General features: G+C 73.2%; 20 protein-coding genes. 12 read left to right on the top strand and 8 right to left on the bottom strand.

From position 1 onward, the window contains the following. Positions 1-13 precede the first annotated feature (13 nt). Both FYW99_RS22270 and FYW99_RS22265 read left to right on the top strand, forming a co-directional pair. Positions 14-1,198 (top strand): DUF418 domain-containing protein, encoded by a 1,185-nt coding sequence (locus FYW99_RS22270; protein ID WP_150253979.1) that lies wholly within the window; start codon positions 14-16, stop codon positions 1,196-1,198. Positions 1,199-1,394: 196 nt separating this feature from the next. Then, entirely contained in the window at positions 1,395-1,817 is a 423-nt protein-coding gene (locus tag FYW99_RS22265; RefSeq protein WP_150253978.1) for a MarR family winged helix-turn-helix transcriptional regulator, read from the top strand. 168 nt (positions 1,818-1,985) lie between these two features. On the opposite strand, the gene FYW99_RS22260 is transcribed toward FYW99_RS22265, so the two are convergent. Next, on the bottom strand, positions 1,986-2,378 hold the full coding sequence (locus FYW99_RS22260; protein WP_150253977.1) for a MerR family transcriptional regulator: 393 nt from the start codon (positions 2,376-2,378) through the stop codon (positions 1,986-1,988). Between the two features lie 61 nt (positions 2,379-2,439). Between FYW99_RS22260 and FYW99_RS22255 the strand changes: the two genes are divergently transcribed. The 3 genes from FYW99_RS22255 to FYW99_RS22245 all read left to right on the top strand — a co-directional run bounded on the left by FYW99_RS22255 (position 2,440) and on the right by FYW99_RS22245 (position 5,888). After that, on the top strand, positions 2,440-3,543 hold the full coding sequence (locus FYW99_RS22255; RefSeq protein ID WP_150253976.1) for an oxidoreductase: 1,104 nt from the start codon (positions 2,440-2,442) through the stop codon (positions 3,541-3,543). A gap of 150 nt (positions 3,544-3,693) precedes the next feature. After that, positions 3,694-4,593 carry a hypothetical protein gene (locus FYW99_RS22250; protein WP_150253975.1) on the top strand — a complete coding sequence of 300 codons (900 nt, stop codon included), beginning with the start codon at positions 3,694-3,696 and terminating at the stop codon, positions 4,591-4,593. A gap of 203 nt (positions 4,594-4,796) precedes the next feature. Continuing rightward, on the top strand, positions 4,797-5,888 hold the full coding sequence (locus FYW99_RS22245) for a CPBP family intramembrane glutamic endopeptidase (protein WP_150253974.1): 1,092 nt from the start codon (positions 4,797-4,799) through the stop codon (positions 5,886-5,888). A gap of 29 nt (positions 5,889-5,917) precedes the next feature. Here FYW99_RS22245 and FYW99_RS22240 read toward each other — a convergent pair whose 3' ends face one another. Further along, on the bottom strand, positions 5,918-6,532 hold the full coding sequence (locus tag FYW99_RS22240; protein WP_150253973.1) for a TetR/AcrR family transcriptional regulator: 615 nt from the start codon (positions 6,530-6,532) through the stop codon (positions 5,918-5,920). Between the two features lie 140 nt (positions 6,533-6,672). Here FYW99_RS22240 and FYW99_RS22235 point away from each other — a divergent pair, with 140 nt between their 5' ends. Then, positions 6,673-7,305: an NAD(P)H-dependent oxidoreductase gene (locus tag FYW99_RS22235; RefSeq protein WP_150253972.1), complete on the top strand. Its 633-nt coding sequence runs from the start codon at positions 6,673-6,675 to the stop codon at positions 7,303-7,305. A 230-nt stretch (positions 7,306-7,535) separates the two neighbouring features. Here the strand turns inward: FYW99_RS22235 and FYW99_RS22230 are convergent, their stop codons facing one another. After that, the gene (locus tag FYW99_RS22230) at positions 7,536-8,426 is read right to left on the bottom strand and encodes an aminoglycoside phosphotransferase family protein (protein WP_150253971.1); all 891 of its coding nucleotides are present in this window, start codon (positions 8,424-8,426) and stop codon (positions 7,536-7,538) included. A 159-nt stretch (positions 8,427-8,585) separates the two neighbouring features. Next, positions 8,586-9,467, bottom strand: coding sequence for a CPBP family intramembrane glutamic endopeptidase (locus FYW99_RS22225; RefSeq protein ID WP_150253970.1), 882 nt, complete (start codon positions 9,465-9,467; stop codon positions 8,586-8,588). A gap of 51 nt (positions 9,468-9,518) precedes the next feature. On the opposite strand from FYW99_RS22225, the gene FYW99_RS22220 reads away from it, so the two are divergent. After that, a complete protein-coding gene (locus FYW99_RS22220; protein ID WP_150253969.1) occupies positions 9,519-10,190 on the top strand; it encodes a TetR/AcrR family transcriptional regulator C-terminal domain-containing protein in 672 nt (223 codons plus the stop codon). Positions 10,191-10,497: 307 nt separating this feature from the next. Here FYW99_RS22220 and FYW99_RS22215 read toward each other — a convergent pair whose 3' ends face one another. Further along, positions 10,498-11,049: a lytic polysaccharide monooxygenase auxiliary activity family 9 protein gene (locus tag FYW99_RS22215; protein ID WP_150253968.1), complete on the bottom strand. Its 552-nt coding sequence runs from the start codon at positions 11,047-11,049 to the stop codon at positions 10,498-10,500. A 772-nt stretch (positions 11,050-11,821) separates the two neighbouring features. Here FYW99_RS22215 and betT point away from each other — a divergent pair. Together betT and FYW99_RS22205 are read left to right on the top strand one after the other, a co-directional pair. Further along, positions 11,822-13,966 carry a choline BCCT transporter BetT gene (betT, locus tag FYW99_RS22210; RefSeq protein WP_150253967.1) on the top strand — a complete coding sequence of 715 codons (2,145 nt, stop codon included), beginning with the start codon at positions 11,822-11,824 and terminating at the stop codon, positions 13,964-13,966. A gap of 274 nt (positions 13,967-14,240) precedes the next feature. Further along, entirely contained in the window at positions 14,241-16,424 is a 2,184-nt protein-coding gene (locus FYW99_RS22205) for a discoidin domain-containing protein (RefSeq protein ID WP_150253966.1), read from the top strand. On the opposite strand, the gene FYW99_RS22200 is transcribed toward FYW99_RS22205, so the two are convergent. From FYW99_RS22200 to FYW99_RS22190, 3 genes are read right to left on the bottom strand one after another with little or no spacing between them, the layout of a single operon-like run. Then, on the bottom strand, positions 16,397-17,416 hold the full coding sequence (locus FYW99_RS22200) for an ABC transporter substrate-binding protein (RefSeq protein ID WP_150253965.1): 1,020 nt from the start codon (positions 17,414-17,416) through the stop codon (positions 16,397-16,399). The genes FYW99_RS22205 and FYW99_RS22200 overlap by 28 nt on opposite strands. After that, entirely contained in the window at positions 17,413-18,201 is a 789-nt protein-coding gene (locus FYW99_RS22195) for an ABC transporter ATP-binding protein (RefSeq protein ID WP_150254073.1), read from the bottom strand. Before FYW99_RS22195 ends, FYW99_RS22200 begins: the two co-directional genes overlap by 4 nt. Further along, entirely contained in the window at positions 18,201-19,346 is a 1,146-nt protein-coding gene (locus tag FYW99_RS22190) for a FecCD family ABC transporter permease (protein WP_150253964.1), read from the bottom strand. The genes FYW99_RS22195 and FYW99_RS22190 overlap by 1 nt, the downstream gene beginning before the upstream one ends. Positions 19,347-19,883: 537 nt before the next feature. Between FYW99_RS22190 and FYW99_RS22185 the strand changes: the two genes are divergently transcribed. From FYW99_RS22185 to FYW99_RS22175, 3 genes are all read left to right on the top strand, one after another. Further along, positions 19,884-20,543 carry an HNH endonuclease family protein gene (locus tag FYW99_RS22185; protein WP_190394759.1) on the top strand — a complete coding sequence of 220 codons (660 nt, stop codon included), beginning with the start codon at positions 19,884-19,886 and terminating at the stop codon, positions 20,541-20,543. Positions 20,544-20,845: 302 nt separating this feature from the next. After that, entirely contained in the window at positions 20,846-22,114 is a 1,269-nt protein-coding gene (locus FYW99_RS22180; protein ID WP_150253963.1) for a beta-ketoacyl-[acyl-carrier-protein] synthase family protein, read from the top strand. Further along, on the top strand, positions 22,111-23,322 hold the full coding sequence (locus FYW99_RS22175; RefSeq protein ID WP_150253962.1) for a beta-ketoacyl synthase N-terminal-like domain-containing protein: 1,212 nt from the start codon (positions 22,111-22,113) through the stop codon (positions 23,320-23,322). Before FYW99_RS22180 ends, FYW99_RS22175 begins: the two co-directional genes overlap by 4 nt. The last annotated feature ends 35 nt before the right edge of the window (positions 23,323-23,357 follow it).

Raw genomic sequence — 23,357 nt, 5'->3', positions numbered from 1 at the left:
TTCGGAGGCCACCATGTCCCACACGCCCACGCCCACGCCCACGCCCGAGGCCCGCACCGCTCCGGCCTCGGACCACCCGCTTGCGCTCGACCGCCGCTCCCTGGCCCCGGACCTGGCCCGCGGCGTCATGCTGCTGTTCATCGCACTCGCCCACACGCACCTGTTCACCGTGTTCATCGGCGGCCTCGAGGGCGCTCCCACCACCGCGGACCAGATCACCACCGCGAGCACGGTCATGTTCGTCGACCTGCGCAGCTACCCCATGTTCGCGGCCCTGTTCGGTTACGGCCTGGCCCAGATCCACCGCCGCCGCGGCGAACGGGGGCACGCCTGGCCCCGGACCCGCGGCCTGCTGCGCCGACGCGGCCTGTGGCTGGTCGTCTTCGGGCTGGCGCACACGGTGCTGCTCTTCCCCGCGGACATCCTGGCCGTCTACGGCCTGGTGACGCTGCTCCTGGCGGGCGTTCTGCGGCTGCGCGACCGGACCCTGGTGCTCCTGGCGGCGGCCTGGCTTCCCGTGGCCACGGCCGTGCACGCCCTGATCGCCGCCGAGGACGCCCTGACGGGCCAGGGCATGCCGCTGATGCCCGACGGGTTCGTGGACGAGCTCCTCTTCCGGCTGACCCTGTTCTCGGTCCTGGCCGTGGTGATGTTCGCCAGCACCCTCGTCCCCTTCCTGGTCGGCGTCCTGGCGGCCCGGTACCGGCTCCTGGAGCGGCCCCACGAGTACCGGCGTCTGCTGCGCACGACCGCGATCGTGGGGATCCCCCTGGCCGTGTTGGGCGGCCTTCCCCTGGCCCTGGACAAGGCGGGGGTGTGGACCGGCGCCACCGCCGGGGACGTCGTGGTCACCACCGCCCTGCACCAGGTGAGCGGCTACGCGGGAGCTCTGGGCTACACGGCACTCATCGCCCTGGCCGCGGTCCGCCTCACGGGCGGGGAGGGGCCGGTGACCAACGCGCTGGCCGCACTCGGACAGCGCTCGATGACCTTCTACCTGGCCCAGTCCGTGGTCTGGGCGGTGCTGTTCTCCTCCTACACGCTCGACCTGCGCCTGACGTCCCCTGCCATCGGCGTGGGCGTCGCGGTGGCCGTGTGGCTGACCACGGTGCTGCTCGCCGACCTCATGCGCCGCCGAGGCATGCGCGGGCCAGCCGAGGTGGCGCTGCGCCGCCTGACCTACGGGCCCTCTTGCTGAGCCGACCGGTCCTCCCCGAACCGTGGCGGGTACGGGGCCGCTGCCGATCGGCTACGGCGGAGCCCGGGGCCCCGCTGGGGCGGCCGCGGCCCCGGGTCCCCGGCGCGGTCGGGGACACCGGTGACACGCACGGTCCGCGTCGGGCCCCGAACACGACTGCTTCGAGACGAGAAGTAAATTCGTTATGCTCGGGAGCATGGGGCACAGTGATCTCGAGCTGGCGGTGGTGGCGACCCAGAACGTCGTGACGCAGGCGAACGACCAGCTGGAGGCGGCGCTGGCCGAGCACCGTCTCACGCGCGCCACCGCGCAGGCCCTGTGGGAGATCGACCCCGACGAGACGCCCCCGTCGATGAAGACGATGGCCAGGCGGCTCTTCTGCCAGGCGCCCAACCTGAGCTTCGTGGTCAACCAGCTCGCCGAGAGGGGGCTGGTGGAGCGGCAGGTGGACCCCGCCGACCGCCGCTCGCGTGTGCTCATCCTGACCGCCGAGGGCCATCGCGTGCGCGCCGCGGTCATCGAGGCGGCCGTGGCCACGACCCCGCTGGCCCAGCTCGACGAGGCCGAGTTGCGCCAGCTCGTGGCGCTGCTGGGCAAGGCCCTCCAACCGTCCGCGTAGGGGCTTCGGGCGGGGACGACCGCTCGCCGCGCTGCGCCACCACAGGGCTGCGCCCCTACGCACCCACGCCGCCGCAGCGCTGCGCCCCTACACCGCCGCAGAGAAGCCGCAGAGAACAGGCCGTCCACCGGGTGCCGCGCGTCCGGCGTCCGTGCACGGCCGATCCCGTCACCGACGACCGGTGAGGGGGCTCTCCTCGGTTCCGGTGCCCTCGGCGGAGGCGATGACGTCGTCGAGCAGCTCCCGGGAGCGCTGGAGGTCGGCGATCATCCGGTCGATGCGTTCGCGCTCGATCCTCAGCTCGTGGACCAGGTGGGCGTCGGCCGTGGCGGCGGGTCCGCCGTCGGCGTCGCGCATGCACGGCAGCAGTGTCACGATCTTGGCGCTGCACAGTCCCGCGGCGTACAGCTCCTGGATGCGCACCACCCGGTCCACCGCGGCCTCGGCGTACTCGCGGTGCCCGCCCGGGGTGCGCTCGGAGGACAGCAGGCCCTGCTGCTCGTAGTAGCGCAGCGAACGCGGGCTCACCCCGCCGCGCCGGGCCAGCTCACCGATGCGCATGACGCACCTCACGCTCCTCGCGCTTGAAACTGACATTGGTGTCAACTCCTACGGTATCCGCATGAACGCCAAGGAAACGACATCCGCGCTCCTCAGCCCCGCGCGTCTGGCCGACACCGACCTGCCCAACCGGCTCGTGATCGCACCCATGACCCGCAACCGCGCGGAGCCCTCGGGCACCCCGAGCGAGCTCATGGCCGAGTACTACGCCCAGCGGGCCTCGGCCGGTCTGATCATCGCCGAGGCCTCCACGCCCAGCAGGGTCGGCCGCACCTATCCCGACATCGCCGCCCTGTACCGCCCCGAGCACGCCGAGGGCTGGCGGCGGGTCAACCGCCGGGTCACCGAGGCGGGCGGGCGTATGTTCGTCCAGATCCAGCACGGCGGCCGCGTCGGCCACCCCGACACCAGCGGTCTGACCCCGCTGGCGCCCTCACCGATCGCCCTGCCCGAGCCCATCCACACTCCCAGCGGCCGTCAGCCCGCCGTGACACCCCGCCAGATGGACCAGGACGACATCGACGCCACCGTCGCCGACTTCGCCGCCGCCGCCCGCCGGGCCGTGGACGCCGGGTTCCTGGGTGTGGAGGTGCACGCCGCCAACGGCCACCTCCTCCACCAGTTCCTGGCACCCAACACCAACCGGCGCGAGGACGCCTACGGCGGCACCCCCGAGAACCGGACGCGCTTCGTCCTGGAGGTGGTCGAGGCCGTCGTCGCCGAGGTCGGCCCCGACCGCGTCGGCGTGCGCGTCTCCCCGGGCCACACCGCCAACGGCATCACCGAGACCGCCGACGACATCGCGGCCCTCTACCCGGAGCTGGTCAGCCGCCTGGACGCCCTGGGGCCGGTGTACCTGCACGTGGCCTTCGCCGATCCGGACGGTCCCGTGTGGAGGCGGACCCGCTCCCGCTGGTCGCGCACCCTGATCGGCAACCCGGTGCTGCCCGCCGGGGGGATTCCCGCCGACGGAGGCCGAGGAGCTGCTGAGCGCATGCTCCGGGGCGGGGCCGACCTGGTCGCGCTGGGCAGGCCCTTCCTGGCCAACCCCGACCTGGTCGAGCGCATCCGCACCGGGGCGCCGGTCAACCCGGTGCGCGACAGGTACCTGATGTACGTGGGCGGGGCCACCGGCTACACCGACTACCCGGTACTGGGCAGCTGACCCCGTGCCCAGCTGGCCCCATGCCCAGTCGCCCGACCGCCCGGCCCCTCCGGCGCTCTCCCATGCCCCATCCGCCGTGAGCACGCCGGAACAGGATTCCTAGACTGCCCTGGCCAGACGTGGGCGGGATGCGGACGGGGTGGGGGAACGGTGGGCGGGCGGCTCAGGGACGTGCTCGGCTGGAGCGGCATCGCGGTGCTCGCCGGTGCTCTGGTCCTCACCGTGCCCAGGACCGTGGGTTTCTCCGGGCACGAGGCGGCCGACGGGCAGAATCTGTCACTCCTGGTGTGGGCGGCTCTGGTCCTCGCCCTCGGGGTGGGCGTACTCTCGCTCGCGTCCTCCGCGTACGCCTCCGCCGACTCTCCCGAGAAGCCGGGTGCCACAGGCGTGCTGACGCGCGCCGCGGTCGTCCTCGACACCGCTACCGGACAGCAGGTGTGGCGCCACGACTGGACCCCGGAGGACCTGCTCATCTCCGATCCGCCCGGCGTGAGCGGGCCCCGGGAGGGGTACGGGGGCGAGCCTGTGGCCGTGACCCGCGGCGGAGCGTTCGCCCTGGCTGACGGCGCCCCCGTCCAGGCCCGTCCCCAGACCCCGGAGGGGGCCGACGACCGCCTGCTGGCGATCGACACCGAGGGCGCGGTGGTGGTGCGCGACCGGGAGGACGACGCGCCCGCTCTGCTCCTGCGTACCGACGCCGGTGGAGAGGTCGTCGAGCGCACACGGGTCGACCGTGGCCTGGAGCTGTGGTGGGACATGGGCCGGGCGCAGGCGCTGGGTGCGGCGCTGGCCGTGCCCCACATCGATGACGACGACGCCGGACACCAGGTCAGGGCTCTCTCCGTCCGGCCTCTGGAGGGCGGGGAAACGTCCGAGGGCGCGTGGACGCGCGTCGGCTTCGACGGTGAGCGGATACCGGAGCCCACCGAGTCCTGGCAGCGCGAGGTCGAACACCGCGTCCTGGCCGTCCCCGGCGCGGTGGTGTCCTACCTGGCCGACCCGAACGAGCCCGGGTTCGACCCCGCGCCTCTGCACGGTCTGTTGCCCTGACCTCCCACGCCTCCCGTGCGCGGGCGGACCCGGCTGCATGGTCGGGAACGGGTCCAACCGGTGGTGCCTTCCCCCGTCGCCTGGCGGGGCCGCGGGCTCCGTCGGCGCATGACATCTGTCATGACCATCCCGTGCGGGACGTGGGGGAAACCCATGAGCGGTGACACTTCGTCACGGCTCTGCTCCGGCCTAGGTTCGGGAGTATGAACCCCAATGACAGCCGCCATCCCGCCTCGTCGGCCCCGCGGTCGGCCGACGCGTTCCACACGACCCCGGACGCGGAAGCGGCGCGCAGGCTCGCGCGCGCACCGGCCGGTCCGACCGCGTCGAACCCGCGCCGCCGCGGTCCGCGGCCCGTCCCGCCGGGGGCGGAGTACCACCGCGTGCTCGCCGGGGACAAGCGCCGCATCGGGCGCGGCGTCCTCGCGATCGTGCTCCTGGTGGTGGGGATGTTCGCCTTCAGCATCGTTTTCTCGCAGGCCGCCGCCTTCGTCGACGCCCGGATGGGCAGGACCAACCCGGCCGCGGGCGGCACCGACTACACGCCGCTCTACCACGGCGCGACCATGTTCTCGCTCGCCCTGCTCATCCCGTGGAGCATGCTCATCCAACGGTGGCTCTACGGAGTGAAAGGCGCCTCGCTGCACTCGGTGCTCTCGCGCTTCCGGTTCGACGTGCTCGGCCGGGCGCTGCTGTTCATCGGCCCCTTCTGGCTGCTCGCCGTCACCGCCCTGAACTTCTCGACACCCGCCGAGCAGGCCCACTGGCCGTTCACCGAGCTGGTCGTCATGCTCGTCCTCACCCTCCTGCTGGTTCCCCTCCAGGCGGCGGGCGAGGAGTACGGCGTGCGCGGACTGGTCTTCCGGGTCGCCGGGAGCTGGAGCCGGGGGCCGCGGGCCGGACTGGTCGTCGGCGTTCTCGTCTCCAGCCTGGTGTTCACGACCATCCACGGCGCGGGGGATCCGTGGATCAACCTCTGGTACTTCACGCTCGCCGCCAGCCTGGCCGTCATCACCTGGCGCACCGGCGGGATCGAGGTCGCGGTCTTCGTCCACGCGCTGCTCAACACGCTCACCTTCCTCTTCATCATCGCCCTGCACACCGACATCGGTGCCTCCATCGGGGACCGGTCGGCGGGCACCGGATCGCCCGTCCTGCTCGTGCCCACCGTCACCGTTGCCGTGATCGCGGTCGTGGTGTGGGTGCGCACGCACAGGACGGGACCGGCCCTGACCCCCGCGCCCGCCCGGGTCCACCCGGACGCACGACCGGCGCGGGTTCCGACCGTGCGATGATCAGCGGCCGTCCCGGCTGGAGCGTCCGGTCAGTCCCCGAGGAGGCGTTCGACCAGGAACCGCCAGCCGTCGACCAGGGGGTGGGGGGCGCACAGCTCCGGGGGGTCGGGGACCTCCTCCGCTGAGAGGTACAGCATCAGGGGCCCCTCCAGAGCGGCGGTCAGCTGCACGGCGAGGCCGTCCAGCTGGGCCGGGGGTATACCGGCCAGGCCCAGGAGCATGCGGATGTGGGGCTGGGTCATGCCGGCCGCGCCAGCGGGTACCGGCAGCGAGCGGTCCACGGCGGCCCGGGCGAGCGTGTGGTGTTCCAGCAGGAAGGGGATACGGGCGCACCCGTAGGCGACCAGGCGCCGCACGGGGTCGGCGCCCGGCCCCAGCGGCGGCGGTCCGGACAGCACCTGCTCCTGGAAGCGGCGCTCGTCATCCTCGAGCAGGGCCACGAAGATGCCGGCGCGGCTGCCGAAGCGGCGGAAGACGGTGCCCTTGCCCAGCCCCGCGCGTTCGGCGAGGCCGTCCATGGTCACCTGCTGTGTTCCGTGTTCGGCGATCATCGCGCGGGCCGTCTCCAGCAGGCGTTCGCGGTTGCGCGCGGCGTCCGCGCGCTCGCCGCGCGCTTTCCCGAAGGGCACCAGGGGGGAGGTCACACGACCAATCTACCCCGCGAACACTAAGCGGGGTGAAGTCCGCTTATAGTGGTGTGCGGTCACCCGGACAGCTGAACCGTCCGGCTGTGTGGCCGTGCTCCGCATGCCGCGGACCCGAACACCCTTGGGGGAAGAGCCCGATGAACCTGTTCCGTCTGGACGCCAGCATCCTGCCGACCGTCTCCAGCAGCGCCGAGATCGCCGACCGGGTCGAGGCCGAATGGGCCGCCGTCCATCCGCAGGGCGCCGTCAGTCGCCGCCACCTGGGCACCGACCCGCTGCCCGCCGACGCCTGGGCCCTGGCCACCATCGGCGCCGGCACGGACGCGGCCGACCGCACCCCGGAACAGAATCGGGCCCTGGCCCTGGCGGCCGAACTGGCCGCCGAACTCCAGGAGGCCGACGCCGTGGTCCTGGCCGTGCCGCTGTACAACTACGGCGTCTCCCAGCACTTCAAGACCTGGGCCGACCTGGTCATCGCGGGCGCGGGCCCCGCCACCCCGCTGCTGAAGGGCACCCCCACCGTGCTGGCCACCACCCTCGGCGGCGGCTACGGCCCCGGAACCCCCCGCGAGGGCTGGGACCACTCCACCCCCTACCTGGAGCGCGTCGTCGGCGACGTCTGGCAGGCCGACCTGACCCTCATCAAGCGCGAGCTCACCCTGGCCGCGACCACGCCGGGCATGGAGGCCCTCAAGGACCTCGCCCAGCAGGAGCACGACCAGGCCCTGGCCAGCGCCAGCGAGGTTGGCCGGGTGCTCGCCGCGCGCTGACGGCACCGCCCCCGGCCGCCGTCAACGGCCCGAACACCGAGCCCGCCCGGGTCCGCCGTCGACCACGTGATCCGTGTTCCCGGCGAGCCCGGGCGGTGTTCGTACGGGTCCTGGGGGGTCGGACGACCTGTCCGGCGCCGCCCCGGGGCCGCCTGGTGAACGCCTCCGCGGCCCGGCGGGGGGAGGCCGGGGACGCACCCACCGCCGCGGTCATCCGGTGCCGGTCGGGGTCAGCTCTCGGCGAGGACCTGCGCGAGCGCGTGGGAGACCTGCCTGACCATGCCCGGGTTGGTCTCCCGGTAGTAGTCCAGGCCGGTGACCGCCTGGCAGAGGGTCCAGCCCCGTCCGCGCAGGTAGGCGCCGTCGTCGGTGCCGAGCTCGGACAGGAACAGCGTGCGGCTGCGGCCGGTGAAGACGTTCCACGCCGGTTGCAGGTCACAGGCCGGGTCACCGACGTTGAGCCCGCCCCAGTCGATGACCGCGGACAGTCGGCCCGCGTCGACCAGCAGGTTGCCGGGGAGCAGGTCGCCGTGCACCCACGCGTCGCGGTCCCACGGCGGCGCCGCGAGTGACTCCTCCCAGGAGCGGATGAGGGCGGCGCCGTCCACCCGGTCGCCGAGCCCGTGGACCGCGCGGCGGACGTGCTCGTCGTTCTCCGCCAACGCGCCGCCCCGCGCGCCCCGGGCCCGGGGCGGCGCGTCGCCGGTGTCGACGCGCCGCATCGCGGCGACGAAGCCCGCGAGGTCGACGGCGGCCTGTTCGTGGTCGTCGATGGTGCCGTTGGCGTTGTCGCCGGGCAGCCACTCGTAGACGGACCACGTGAAGGGATACCCCTCGGCGGGCCGCCCCGTCGCCACCTGCACGGGCAGGGCCAGCGGCAGGTGGGGCGCCAGCCGGGGCAACCAGGTCGCCTCGCGCGCGGCCTGCCCGGAAGCCCATCCGATCCGCGGCATCCGGACGCAGAGCCGTTCGCCGAGCCGGTAGACGTCGTGGTCCGTTCCGTAGGAGGGGACCAGCGTCAGCGGCAGGCCCGCCCACTGAGGAAAGCGCGAACGCAGGAGCCGCCGCACGAGGTCCGGACTCGTCTGGACCTCGTCGGCGTGCATCCTGGTTCGGCTCATCCGGTCATGTTCGCAGAGGGCGACGGCGGCGCGCCGGGATTTTCCGGCCGGTCCGCGCTCCCCGCCGGGGGAGGCTCCCCGGTGGCGCGGCGACGGGTGACCGCGCGGCTGGCGGGGGCCGTCACCGCGTACGGGCGGGTGAGGGCCCGCCCCGCGGTGCTAGCCCCGGGTCCCGCTGGGGCGGGGCAGTCCCAGGCGGCCACGGGTGCAGACCGCGAGGATCACCGCGAGCAGGGCGACCATGGCGACCTCGGGCGCGCTCGCCGGGTCGCCCACGGCCACGGCCTTGACGCCCGAGACGACGTTGATCGCGGCGTGGGTGATGATCGCGGCGAGCACGCCGCCTCGGGCGGAATTGAAGACGTGGCCGAGGACCACCGTGAACCCGACGCAGAGCAGGGCGTACGCGGGGAAGTACATCTGCGACTGGAGCGTCCCCGCCATGGCGAACAGGGGAGCGTGCCACATCGCCCAGACCGCGCCGAGCACCACGTTCGCGGCCAGCGGGGAGAGCACGCCCTGGAGCCGGGGCAGCGCGAACCCCCGCCACCCCAGTTCCTCGTTGCCGCCGCCGACCAGCGCGATGACCAGGAACTGGACGGGCAGGGTCGGCAACGCCGCCCACAGCTGGGCCTCGTCCAGGGTCGACTGGCCCAGGTACACCTGGATCGCCGCGGAGCCCGCGAGGGCCAGGACCATCAGCACGGTGATCGCGTAGGGCCTGATGCCGCCCCTGCGCCGGAGCGAGTGCCGCCGGAGGAGCGCGCCCACGCCCCGGCGGCCCCGGGTGGCCGCGGTGACGACGGCCGCGGCCACCATCGGCCCGAAACTGCCGACGATCACGGCGGGCATCGGGTCGGCCCCGGCGAGCAGACGGGAGCCGACCCACCAGGCGGTCCAGGAGAAGGCGAAGGCGATCACGAGGAAGGCGGTGAGGCCGCGGGGGTCGGTGGCCGTCGTGCGGGACTGGTCGGGGGCCTCGGAGGGGACGGAGGTCTGGGGGCTCGTGAGGGAACTGTCGGTAACCATGCCGAGGAACATACACTGTTTGATGAAGACATACAACGTAGGATTCCTAGTATCCTGTCGGACATGGCCACTTCAGGATCTGACCAGCAGTTCGACAGCGTCTTCCACCGCCCCCAGCGCCGACGCCGGTCCCAGCCCTCCCTCAGCCTCGAACGCATCGTCGCCGCGACGATCGGCCTGCTCGACCGCGAGGGGACGTCCGCGCTGACCATGCGCAAGGTCGCCGCCGAACTCGGGGTGCACGCCACCAGCCTGTACTGGTACGTGGAACGCAGGGAGGACCTCGTGGACCTGGCCGTGGACGAGATCCTGGCCGAGGCCGCCTCCGCGCTGCCGCCCCCGGACGCCCCCTGGGACGAGGCGCTCAAGGAGACCGCCCTCCGGTTCTACGCGGCCCTGACCGCACACACCTGGGCGGCCGAGTTCGCGGGCTCCCGGCCGCTGATCGGCCCGAACGCCGTCGCCCTGTCGAGGCGGGTCATCGAGGCGCTGGGGAAGTACGGCGGGGGCAGGGAGACGCAGGCGGTCGCGATCCGCGCGGTGTCGAACCAGATCCTCGGCGCGGCCACGTCCGCCGTCGCGATGAGCGTGATGAAGTCCGACCGCGCGCAGGGGCACGAGGGGGCCGTCGCCGTCACGGTGTCGGAGGTGGACGCCCTGGCCGTGGAGAACACCTACTTCGACCAGGCGCTGGACCTGGTCCTCGCCGGTATCAGGGCGCGGCGCGGCGCGTAGTGGACCGGCCAGAAGAGTTGCCGGTGTGATACGAGGGGTTCTGACCTGCGGTGATCCTGTACTTATAGCGAGGCTGGACCGTCCAACCTCGCTGTGGGTACGAGATCACGGCGGAGGGGGCGGTCCCGGCCCGCGGCACCGGAGACGGTCGTCGGGGCGGCGGGGTCCCACGGTCGGCCCCGGAACGGGGGCGCCGGCACAGCACCGGAGACGGTCGTCGGTGACCGCGGCCCGCCCGGGCCCGGCGGGTTCCACGGCGTTCGCGACACCGCAGCCGGGCCCGGGCGGACTCTCGGCTGTCCGGCCCCTAGCCGCGGATGTTGATGTCCACGCAGGCGTAGAAGGCGTTGGCCGTGTCGGCGACGTTCCACCGGGCCAGCAGCTTGTGCCGCCCGCTGTACCCCGACAGGTCCACGGTGTGGCTGAACGACCACGGCGGACGGGCGCCGTGGTCGTCGAACACGGCCACCCGCTGGTTTCCGATGAAGTACTCCCAGGTGGAGGTGGAGTGCGCGGCCGTGATGGTCCACTCGAACGTCTGGACGCGGCCGACGTCGGTCACCCGCCAGCCCCGGCTGTCGTCGTTCAGCTCGGAGAAGCGGCCGACGCCGCCGTCGCACCTCATGAGCCCCTTGGGGCCCTCGACGCTGTGCGGCTCCCACTGGATGCCGCCGCACTGGACGATGCCCGCGGCGCACTGGGCCTGGCGGCTCATCGGGTTGGAGATGTAGCCGTGGGCGTTGGCCGTGCCCGTGGGCATGAGGCCGAGGAACAGGGTGGTGGCGGCGGCCAGCGCCGCCGCGGTGCGGAGCCGGTGCCTGTTGCGGGGTCGGGGGGTGTCGGACTTGCGGATCGACATGTGCGGGTCCTTCGGTCATGGAACGCGTCCCGGAGCGGTGGAGGCCGGGACGGTAGCGGGAATCCGTCGGGGGAGTCCCGGACCGGTACCGGTCCGGGGCGAAGGCGAGAGCTCGGAACTGCGGAGGATCCGGAGGGGCCGCGGACACGGCGCCGGTGAGGGCGCGGCGCCCGGAGTCCCTCTGGAAGGAGGGTTTCCCGTTCGGGGAGGTCGGTAAGCGGGCCGTGACGAGGAGCCGGACCCGCTGGCCGGGACGAGGCGCGGGGGCCGACTGGACCGCCCACAGGACCGGTGGGGGGTCATCCGCCGGGCGGTACGGGAGGGGCCGCAGAACGCGAGGGGACGGGAACTGGGAGGACCCGGCCGCTCGACGCGGGTGGTCCGCACCGGCCACGGGTGGACCCATCCCGGTGCGGCCGGGAGGCGGCGTTAGACCTCACCTGGAGGCCACTGTTTCCTTCCCTTCCCCTCCACGGCGCCGGATCCTCCCGCAGATCCCGGCACCGCGTTCGATCTGGTTCCGGAGCCCGCCCGCCCTCGTCCACCTGCCATCCGACCGCCACCGGCGCCTTCCGTCAGCCGTCCGCCCGCCGCCGCGCCCGCGAACGCCGCCGCGCCACGCCGCCGTTCGTGGGGTACCGGACCGTGTACGGGCGTTCCGTGAGGATGGCGCCGTCGACTGTCCGAAACCGGTGACCCGGTGGTCCGCCTCCCGTCGGCGTCGTCCCCGGGGGGGCCGCTTCCGGCACCGTACGAACGAGAGGTGAGATCGGTGGCCACCGACGGAGGGCAGCACCGTGCGGACAGCGAGCCGCGGCCGGGAACGGAACCGGATACCCCCGAGGAGGCGGAGCGCGGGCGGAGCCGGCTCAAACCGGTCGTGTTCTTCGGCTCGTCCGCGCTGATCGTCGCGCTCTCGGTCTGGGCGATCGCCGCGCCCACGGGCGCCGGGAACACCATCGGCGCCGTCGTGGGGTGGATCTCCGAGGTGTTCGGCTGGTACTACTTCCTCGCCACCACCCTGTACCTGGGGTTCGTGGTGTTCGTCGCGCTCTCCCGCTACGGCAGGGTCAAGCTCGGACCCCAGCACTCCAAGCCGGACTACGGGGTGTTCGCGTGGGCGGCCATGCTGTTCGCGGCGGGCATCGGCATCGACCTGCTGTTCTTCTCCGTCTCCGGGCCGGTCAGCCACTACCTGGCGCCGCCCGAGGGCGACGCGCAGACCGTCGAGGCGGCCCGGCAGGCCGTGGTGTGGACGCTCTTCCACTACGGCGTGACCGGGTGGGCGATGTACGCGCTGATGGGCATGGCCCTGGGCTACTTCTCGTTCCGCTACCACCTCCCCCTGGCCATCCGCTCGGCCCTGTACCCGCTGATCGGCAGGCGCATCCACGGCCCGGTCGGCGACGCGGTCGACCTGGCGGCCGTCATCGGCACGATCTTCGGCGTCTCGGTGTCGCTCGGCATCGGCGTCGTGCAGCTCAACTACGGGCTGAACTTCCTCTTCGGCATCCCCGAGGGAATGGCGGCGCAGATCGGCCTGATCGTCGTCGCCGTGTTCGTGGCCACGATGTCGGCCGTGGCGGGCGTCGACCGGGGCATCCGGCGGCTGTCCGAGATCAACGTCGTGCTCGCCGTCGTCCTGATGCTGTACGTGCTGGTCTTCGAGGACCCCGTCTACCTGCTCAACGCCCTCGTCCTCAACATCGGCGACTACCTCAGCCGCTTCCCCTCCATGACGCTGAACACCTTCGCCTACGACCCGCCGACCGACTGGCTCAACGCCTGGACGCTGTTCTTCTGGGCCTGGTGGATCGCCTGGGCGCCGTTCGTCGGGATGTTCCTCGCCCGGATCTCGCGCGGCCGCACCATCCGGCAGTTCGTGGCTGCGACCCTGGTGGTGCCGCTCCTGTTCACGCTGACCTTCCTGTCCTTCTTCGGCAACAGCGCGCTGAGCGTCGTGCGCGAGGGCGGCGCCGCGTTCGGCGAGGCCACCATGAACCACCCCGAACAGGGCTTCTACGGGCTGCTCGCGCAGTACCCGGGCGTCCTGTTCAGCGCCGGGCTCGCGACTGTCGTCGGCCTGCTCTTCTACGTCACCTCCGCCGACTCCGGCGCGCTGGTGATGGGCAACCTCAGTTCCCACCTGCCGACACCGGTCACCGACTCCGCCCCGTGGCTGCGCGTCTTCTGGTCGGCGGCGACCGGCCTGCTCACCCTCGCCATGCTCCTGGTCGGCGGGGTGGACACGCTGACCAGCGCGACCATCATCATGGGCCTGCCGTTCTCGTTCGTGATGTTCGTGATCATGTGGGGCCTGTTCAAGGCGCTGCGGGTCGAGAAGTTCCGGGCGGACGCCTTCCGGACCACCCTGTCCTCGTCGCTGTCGGACCGGACCACGGCCGACCGCCGGGGCCCGGAACGCAACTGGCGGCAGCGGATCACGCGGGCGGTGAGCTTTCCCGGCAGGCGGGCGGCCGACAGGTTCGTCCGCGAGGTGTGCCGCCCCGCGTTCCGCGACGTCGCCGAGGAGCTGCGCGAACAGGGCGCGGAGGCGTCGGTGACCGAGGGGGTCGACGAGGAGGCCGGGATCCCGTACCTGGAGCTGCGGGCGCCGATGGGCGAGGAGGAGGAGTTCAGCTACCGGGTGTGGCCGATGGTGGTGCCCACCCCCGCGTTCGCCATGCGTTCGCTCGCCGAGCACGACACCTACGTGCGCTTCGAGGTCTACCTCACCGAGGGCAGCCAGGGCTACGACGTGATGGGCTACACCAAGGAGCAGCTCATCGGCAACATCCTCGACGAGTACGAGCGGCACCTGGAGTTCCTGCGGCTGCACCGGGAGGCGACCTCGCGCTCCGCCCTGCCCGACCACGGACCGGGCACCGCCGACGTCCAGGACGCCGAGGAGCACTGAGAGCGTCCGCCAGCAGGTACCGAATCTGGTCTGTCCGGAAGCGTTGCTGGTGTGAATCATGGGTTCTGAACTGCGGTGATCTTGTACTTATAGCGCGTTTCGACGCCCAGACTCGCTATGAGCACAAGACCGCGGCGGATGGGGCGGGCCGCACGGCTGGAGGCGGTGGCGGGAAGGCGTCCGGAAATGTCGGGCCGCGCGCGTAGCCTCTTCGCGGATCCGCGGGCGGCGCCCCCGGCCGCCCTCCCCGAACCCCCTCACCGTAGGAGCCTCCATGCAAGAGCACCCGACCGTCCTCGTCTTCCGCACCGAGCGGCAGCGGGCCGAGGCGGGGGAGTGGCTGACCGACCACCGGCTGGTGGTCGGGTTCGAACCCGGCGGGGCCGTGCCGCTGGCCCAGCTCGGCTGGCGCGACCTCGACGGCGCGGAGGCGGTGGTCGGGTTCGACCCCGGCATGACCACGTTCACCGGCACGCGGACCACCGCGGACGGCACGTCCCACGCCTGGCGGGGCCGGTTGGTGGAGCGGCTCACCGACCGTCCGGTCCACAGGTTCGGGGTCGAGGGCGTGGAGGACGGGGAGGAACTGCGACTGCTCATCGAGGACGGCGGCTCCCCGGCCGCGCGGATCACCTGGGCCGACCGTGAGGGCGGCGGCGGTGCGGTCGCCCTGCGCACCATCGCCCTGGAGGAGGCCGGGAGCGGGGACGAGGTCACCGGCGGGGTGCGCGAGGTGCGGGCGGGCAACGAGCACACGAGGGCGGGCGAGGTCGCCGTCAACCTCCTCGACGACACCTCCTCCAAGTGGCTGAGCTGGCGCGACGCCGACTGGCTGGAGTTCACCATGGCCGAGCCCGTCAGCGTCCGGCACTACGTCCTGGTCTCCGCCAACGACTTCGCCGACCGCGACCCCCGGGACTGGACGCTCAAGGGGTCGGCGGACGGCCGGAGCTGGGTCACGCTCGACACCCGCTCCGACGAGTTCTTCCCCGGCCGCCACCACGCCCGCGACTTCCACGTCACCGATCCGGTGGCGGACACCCCCTACCGGCACCTGCGGCTGGAGATCACCGGCAACTGCGGCGGCTCCGAGATCCAGCTCAACCGGGTGCGCTTCTTCTCCGAGGGCCGCACCTACGAGGCGTTCGACGGACACCGCTACACCGCGGGCGGCGCGCCCGCCCCGTACGGGGGGATCGTGCGCGACCTGCTGGCCCGGACCCCGGCCACCGCCGAGCAGTGGCGGTCCTACCTGGCCGGGTACAGCGCGGACATGCTGCGGGTCCTGACCGAGGACGAACTCCCCGGGACCACCGCGGAGCAGCGCGCCGCCTCCTGGCTGGGCCACGACGGCGCCTCCGAGGAGCAGGTCGCGGAGCTGGAGGAGCGGCTCGGCAGGCGGCTTCCGCCCGGTTACCGGGCCTTCCTCGAGGCGTCCGACGGCTGGGGGCCCGCGAGCACGTTCGTGTACGGTCTGCGCTCCACCGCGACCGTCGGCTGGGCGGCCGACCTGGAGGACGAGTGCGGTGTGGACGAGCCCCTCGTGACGCGGGAGGGCGGACTCGTCGGACCGCTGCTGCTGGTCTCGGCCGAGGGGGACGCCCAGGACTGGGTGCTGGACGCGGGCGACGTCTCCCCCGACGGCGAGTGGGCCGCCTACGCCTGGGCGAGCTGGTACCCCGGCCTGGGTGAGCGCCACCGCTCCTTCGCCGACCTCATGGACGCCGAACGCGCCTCGTTCGAGGAACTGCTCGGGTTCGAGGGGCGCCCGGTGCGCCCGGAGGGAGCGCGCGAACTCCTGGCGCAGGGGCGCCGGGCCGCCCTGGAGGGCCGGGTGGAGGAGGCGCTGAACGCCCTACGGCGGGCCAAGGAGAAGGGGTCGGGCGCCGCCGCCTACCTGGAGGTGGTCCTCGCGGCCTTCCTCGACGTCCGGGGGGCGCACCACAGGCTGCGCGGCCTGCTGCACCGCCCCCACGTGGTCGCCGAGGTCGGCACCGGGCAGATCGAGGCCGAGGCGGTGTCGCTCTACCTGCACAGCGCCGCTCTGGCCACGCCCAGCGGGACGGCCTACGCGGACCGCGCCCTGGCCGGGGTCGTACCCGGTCTCACCGTGCCCTCGTCCGACGCCGGGCGGCGGGAGTGGCTGGCCGCCCACCGGCTGCCGGAGCCGCCCGCCTTCGAGCGCGCCCTCGACACGGCCCGCGGGCTGGCCGCCCGCGGCGCCACCGACGAGGCCTGGGCCGTCATCGAGGGGGCCCTGCCCGAGTGGTACCCCCTGGAGCCGAACCGGATCGCCCCGGTGGTGCTGCTCACCGATCCCGCGCTCCGCCAGGTGGTCACCCCCGCCCGTGCCCGTGAGGCGGCCTTCACCCCGCGGCGGGCCCGCCCGCGCCGTCCCGGGTCGGGGGGACCGGCGCGGGCGGGCGCGGATCAGCCCTGTTCCAGGTCCCGGAGGTAGTCGGCGAACTTCTCCAGGCCGTCGATGTTGCGCGGACCGGAGATGCCCTCGTTGTAGTCCATGACGAAGAAGTTCTCCTCGACCACCGCCGGAACCTCCGACATCGCGGGGAAGGAGCTCAGGAAGTCGATCTTCTCCTCGGCGGGCTGGTCGCCGTAGTCGAGGATGATGATGACCTCCGGCTCGGCCTCCACCACCGCCTCCCAGCCGACCTGGGTCCAGCGCTCGTCGAGGCCGGCGAAGATGTTCTCCCCGCCCGCGTGGCTGATGATGTCGTTGGGCGGGACCTGGCTGCCCGCGGTGAAGGGCTGGTCGGTGCCCGAGTCGTAGAGGAACACGGGGACCGGGTCGCCCTCGGGGACCTGTTCCTCCACGGCGGCCACCCGCGCCCGGTAGTCGGTGACGAGCTCCTCGGCGCGCTCCGGCACCCCGAAGATCGACCCCAGCCGCTCCAGGTCGGTGTACAGGCCCTCGAACGGGGTGGCCTCCTCGGGGTGCCCCGGGTAGTTGAAGCAGGACTCGGTGTGCATGAAGCTCTGGATCCCGAGCCCGTCCAGGATCTCGGGGGTGATCCCCCGCTCCTCGCTGAACCCGGAGTTCCACCCGGCGACGACGAGGTCGGCCCCGGCGTCCACGACGAGCTCCCGGTTGAGCAGGTCGTCGCTGAGGAACTCCACCTGTGCGTACTCCTCCGCCCAGGGGGACTCCTCCACCGGCGGGTTGGCGGGGGGCATGACGTACCCGTGCACGTGGTCGGTGAGGCCGAGGGCGAACAGCTTGTCGGCGCTCCCGGCCTCGTAGGCCACGGCGCGCTGCGGGGTGGTGTACTCCACCTCCTCGCCGCAGCGCCGCACGGTGACCGTGCCCGCGGCCGAGGCCTCCTGGCCTTCCTCGACCTGGGCTCCGCACCCGGCGACCAGGACGGCCACGGCGGTCAGGGGGAGCAGGGAGCGGTGGGACGCGCGGGTCCCAGGGGATGCCTGGTGTTTCACTGGAGGCCTTTCTCGACGGCGGGGAGGAGCCGGTACAGCAGCTGGGGGTCCCCGGTCAGGGGATGGGGGACGACGGAGGCGTCGATACCGAAGACCTCCAGGAGCAGGGCGGGGGTGAGGACCTCCGCGGGACCGCCCGCGGCCACCAGGCGGCCCTCGGAGAGCACGCCGATCCGGTCGCAGGCCGCCGCGGCCAGGTTGAGGTCGTGCAGGACCACCAGGACGGTGAGCCCCGAGTCCCGGAGCAGGGACAACAGCGCGATCTGGTGGCGGATGTCCAGGTGGTTGGTGGGTTCGTCCAGGACCAGTACCCGGGGCTCCTGGACCAGGGCCCGGGCCACCAGCACCCGCTGGCGCTCGCCCCCGGACAGCTCCATGACGCCCCTGTGGGCCAGGTGGACCACCTCCAGGCGCTCCATGGCCCGGCGGCACAGGTCGCGCTCGCGCGCGTCGAGCGGCTGGTTGCCGCGCAGGTGCGGGGCACGTCCCAGGGCGACGACCTCCTCCACCGTGAAGTCGAGGTCGCTGCCGTTCTCCTGGGTCAGGGCGGCCACGCGCTGGGCGCTCTGGCGCAGGCTCAGGGAGGACAGGTCCTCGTCCCCGACCCACACGGTCCCGCCGCTGGGGCGCAGCGCCCGGTAGACGCAGCGCAGGGCCGTGGACTTGCCCGAGCCGTTGGGACCCACCAGCCCCACGACCTGCCCCGCGGGCACGTCCAGGGAGAGGCGGTCCACGATCCTGGCGCCGCCGAGCTCGACGGACAGCCCGTCCACGCGCAGGTCCATCATCGTCCTCCGAACAGGTAGCCGCGGCGGCGCATGAGGGTGAGGAACACCGGTACGCCGATCAGGGCGGTGATGACGCCGAGGGGGAGTTCGCGCGGGGCCACCACCACGCGGGAGAAGAGGTCCACCCAGACCATGAGGACCGCTCCCAGCAGGGGGGCGACGGTGAGCACGCGCCGGTGGTCGGCGCCCACCACGATCCGCACGATGTGCGGGATGACCAGCCCGACGAAGCCGATCGCGCCGCTGACGGCGACCATGGCCCCGGTCATGACCGCGGTCACCGCGAACAGGATCCTGCGCTGCACGGCCGCGTCCACGCCCAGGCTCGCCGAGGTCTCGTCGCCCAGGGTCAGCACGTCGAGCGGGCGCGCGAGGCCGCGCAACACGAGGATTCCCAGGACCACCACGACGGCGACCACGGGCAGGGAGCTCCAGGTGGCCGCGCCGAAGCTCCCCATGGTCCAGAAGAGCACGGTCGCGGTGGCCTCGCTGCTCGGCGCCAGGTAGACGATCACGCTCATCACGGCCTGGAAGCCGAAGGAGAGCGCCACCCCGGTGAGCACCAGGCGCAGGGGGGTGACCCCCGTGGGGGAGCGGGCGACCAGGTGGACGAGCAGCGTCGCTCCCAGCGCGCCCAGGAAGGCCCCGGCGGAGACCGCGTGGATACCGAGCGCGGACAGCGCGCCCAGCACGCTGACCAGCACCGCGCCGACGGAGGCGCCGGAGGAGACCCCGAGGATGTAGGGGTCGGCGAGGGCGTTGCGGACCATGGCCTGGACGGCCACGCCCACGACCCCCAGGCCGGCGCCGACGATGGCGGCGAGCAGGACCCGGGGGGTGCGGATCTGCCAGATGATCTGGTAGCGGACCACCTCGTCGGTCTGGATCACGCCTCCGCTCAGGGCCGCCCACAGGTAGCGCACCGTCTCGCCCGGGGGGACGATCGCCGACCCCAGTCCGATGGCCACCACCGCGGAGACCACGAGGAGGACGCCGAGGACGACCGCGGCCGTGGCCGTGCCCGCCCGTGTGGCCAGCCATCTGACCCCGGCCGGGCCGGTCCGCCCGGGTGCCGTGTCGTCGGGTGCCGCGCCGTCGGGCGCCGGGCGCGACCTGCCAGGCGGGAGGGACACGTGCCGCACCTGGTTTCTCCTCCCGCTGGGTCAGCAAAAACGATAATGGTTTTCATATTAGGGCAAAGTCGTTCCCGTCGGAACGGCCGGGGCGGATGTGTGTACACGGCGACCCTCTCCGGTGGGGACCGGGGTCTTCGCGCGGGTGGGGCCGTCCGTCGGGGTGTGCGCACGCGGTGACCTCCTTCCGTGGGTGCGCGGGGCTCTGGCGTGGACGGGGCCGTCCCGTCGCCGGTGTTCCGGGAGGGGGTGTGCGCGGTGGCCTCCTCCAGGGGTGGCGGCCCTTTCCTGCGGGCTGGGGCGTTCCGCCGTCGGGCCCCGGCCGGGGTGGGCGGTAAGAGCCCGCGCCTCGGATTCGGCCGATAGCGCCTGGCCGGAAGGCTGTGGACGGCAGGACCGATTCCGGTGCGCCGATGTGCCGGACTCTCCCGTGTCGCCCCGGTGTGCCCCGTGGTCCGCGGAGGGGCGGGCCGCCCGCGGGTTACCCGTGTGTACTCTTCGGAAATGATCAGTGACACTCCGTAGTTGAATCCGAAGGAGGCTCGCGTGCGCGTCACCGTGGGCACCACCGCCGCCGTCCTGTTCGCCGCCGCGCTGGCACCCGTCACCGCGCTGGCGCCCGCCACCGCGCACGCGGCCGAGGCGGTCCCGCTCGCCGTCGCCGTCGCCGGTCTGCCCGTCACCGACGAGAACAGGCAGGGGTATGACCGCTCCCTGTTCCCGCACTGGGTCGACGCCGACCGCAACGGCTGCAACACCCGCGCCGAGGTCCTGATGGAGGAGGCCGTGCTCATGCCCGGGGTCGGTGGGAAGTGCCGCCTGAGCGGCGGGCAGTGGGAGTCCTACTACGACGGGCGCGCCCACACCGAGGCCCGCGCCCTGGACATCGACCACATGGTGCCGCTGGCCGAGGCCTGGGACTCGGGCGCCTCGGAGTGGACCACCGCCCGGCGCCGCGACTACGCCAACGACCTGGGCGAACCGGTCGCGCTGGTGGCGGTCACCGCGGCGCAGAACCGCTCCAAGGCCGACCAGGACCCCGCGGCCTGGCTGCCCGCCTCGCCGGAGGCGCACTGCCGCTACGGCACCGAGTGGACCGCGGTGAAGGTCCGCTGGGGCCTGACGGTGGACCCGGCCGAGCACGAGGCGCTCACCGGGCTCGCCGCGGACTGCCCTGACGCCGTGGTCGAGGTCGAGGCGGCCTGACCTGTCCACGGTGGGGATGACCTGCGCGGGAGCCGGACGGAGCGCACCCCGGACCGGACGCGCCCGGGGCGGTGGAAGCTGGCTGGCCAGGTGGCGTGTGGGTGCGCGTTCATCGCGGAGGGGATCGACCCACCGTGATACACACGCTACCGAACGTGAATGAGGAAGCCGCGTTCTCTCATCCCTCAGACCATGTGGAGGAAACACCGCATGACCCAGCCCTGTCACAACCCCGCGGTGGGCGCGCAAGCGGCCCCCGCCCTGGACCTGAGCCGGGCCCGCGACCTCCCCGGGGAGGCGTCTTGAGACGCGAGGCCGTCGTCACCGGTATCGGCGTGGTGGCCCCCGGAGCGATCGGCGCGGCCGCGTTCTGGGACATGCTCACCGCGGGGCGAACAGCCACCCGCCACGTCACCCTGTTCGACGCGACCGCCTTCCGCTCCCGGATCGCCGCCGAGGTCGACTTCGACCCCGCCGCGCACGGGCTGGACGAGCGCCAGGCAGAACGCATGGACAGGTACGTGCAGTTCGCCGCCGTCGCCACCGCCGAGGCGCTGGCCGACAGCGCCCCGCCCCTGGCCGAGGTCCCGCCCTGGCGCGTGGGCGTGAGCATGGGGACGGCGGTCGGCGGAACCACGCGTCTGGAGAGGGACTACGTCGAGATGAGCCGGGGCGGAGCCGACTGGGTCGTCGACCCCGAGGCCGCCTCGCCCCACCTGTACCGGGCGGTGACGCCCAGCGCCCTGTCCGGGGAGATCGCCGAGCTGGTCGGGGCGCGCGGGCCGGTGCGCACGGTCTCCACCGGCTGCACGTCCGGCCTGGACGCGGTCGGCTACGCCGCGCAGGCCATCGAGGACGACCTCGCCGACGTGGTCGTCGCGGGAGCGGCCGAGTCGCCGATCTCCCCCATCGCCATGGCCTGCTTCGACGCCATCAGGGCGACCTCGGACAGCAATGAGGACCCCGCGCGGGCCTCCCGGCCCTTCGACCGCGAGCGCAACGGCTTCGTCATGGGCGAGGGCGCGGCCGTCCTCGTCCTGGAGGAGGCCTCGATCGCCCGGCGCCGGGGCGCGCGGATCCGCTGCCGGGTGGCGGGCTTCGCCAACCACGGCAACGCCTTCCACATGACCGGCCTGCGCCGCGAGGGGCAGGAGATGGCGCGGGCCATCACCACCGCCCTGGACCAGGCGCGGCGTCCGGCCACCGACGTGGACTACGTCAACGCCCACGGGTCGGGCACCGTGCAGAACGACCGCCACGAGACCGACGCCGTCAAGCGCTCCCTGGGAGAGCACGCGCGGCGGGTGACCATGTCCTCCATCAAGTCGATGGTGGGCCACTCCCTGGGCGCGATCGGCTCCATCGAACTGGCCGCCTGCGTGCTGGCCATGGACACCGGCGTCGTGCCGCCGACCGCCAACCTGAGCACGCCCGACCCCGAGTGCGACCTGGACTACGTGCCGGTGACCGCGCGGGAGCGGCGGACCGACGTGGTGCTCTCCGTGGGCAGCGGCTTCGGCGGGTTCCAGTCGGCGGTCGTCCTGGACCGGGGGAACGAGGTGCGCGTATGAGCACGGTGATCACCGGACTCGGCACGGTCTCGCCCGCGGGGGTGGGCGTCCCGGGGTACTGGGACGCGATCAGGTGGGGGCGGTCGCTCCTCGCACCGATCCCCGACTTCGACACCGACGGCTTCCACGTGCGCGTGGGCGGGAAGATCCCCGGCTTCGACCCGCACGACCACCTCGACGGCCGCTACGTCGTCCAGACCGACGCCTTCAGCTGGTTCGCGATGGTCGCGGCCGGTGAGGCCCTGCGGGACTCGGGGCTGGACCCCGTCGCCGACCCCTACGCGGTCGGCGTGCTGATCTGTAGCTGCACGGGCGGCGTCGAGTTCGGCCAGCGCGAGATCGAGGCCCTGTGGAGCAGGGGCCCCGACCACGTCGGCCCCTACCAGTCCATCGCCTGGTTCTACGCGGCGAGCACCGGACAGATCTCCATCAGCAACGGGCTCAAGGGCATGTGCGGGGTCCTGGTCACCGACGAACCGGGCATGCTCGACGCCCTGGGCCAGAGCGAACAGGCCCTGCGGCGCGGGACCTCCGCGATGCTGGTCGGCGGCAGCGAGGCCCCGATCGGCTCCCCGTTCGCCCTGGCCTGCCACGCGGGGGCCGACGTCCTCAGCCGCGGCGACGACCCCGGTACGGCCTACCTCCCCTTCACCGAGGGGGCGGGCGGCTACGTCCCGGCCGAGGGCGCGGCCGTCGCCGTGGTGGAGGACGAGGCCGGCGCGCGGGCGCGCGGCGCCAGGATCCGGGCCGTGGTCGCGGGGCACGCGAGCACCTTCGGCGGGGTCGGCGCGTTCGACCCGGGCGGCGCCGGACTCCTGCACGCGGCACGGGAGGCGATGCGCCGGGCCGGTGTCGCCCCCGAGGACGTGGACGTGGTCTTCGCCGACGCGGTGGGCACGCCCAAGGCCGACGCCGACGAGGCGGCGGTGCTGCGCGAGCTCTTCCCGGGCGGGGTGGCCGTCACCGCGCCCAAGACCGGTTTCGGACGCGCCTACGCCGGGGCGGGCGCGCTGGACGTGGCCGCGGCGGTCCTGAGCCTGGAACACCAGGTCGTTCCGCCCACACCCAACGTCCCCGACGCGCCCAGCGGCCTCGACCTGGTCGTCCGGCTGCCGCGCGCCGCACGCCTGCGCACCGCGCTGGTCCTGTCGCGCGGCCTGGGCGGCGGCAACTCCGCCGTCGTCCTGACACGCCCCGACCACGCCTGACACGCGACCCGGCGCACCCGCCCGGCACACGAACC

Source organism: Nocardiopsis deserti, from assembly GCF_008638355.1.
In the GTDB taxonomy this organism is placed as follows: Bacteria; Actinomycetota; Actinomycetes; order Streptosporangiales; family Streptosporangiaceae; genus Nocardiopsis; species Nocardiopsis alborubida.
Note: the sequence above shows the minus strand (reverse complement) of the source record. Positions and strands in the feature narration are given on the sequence as shown.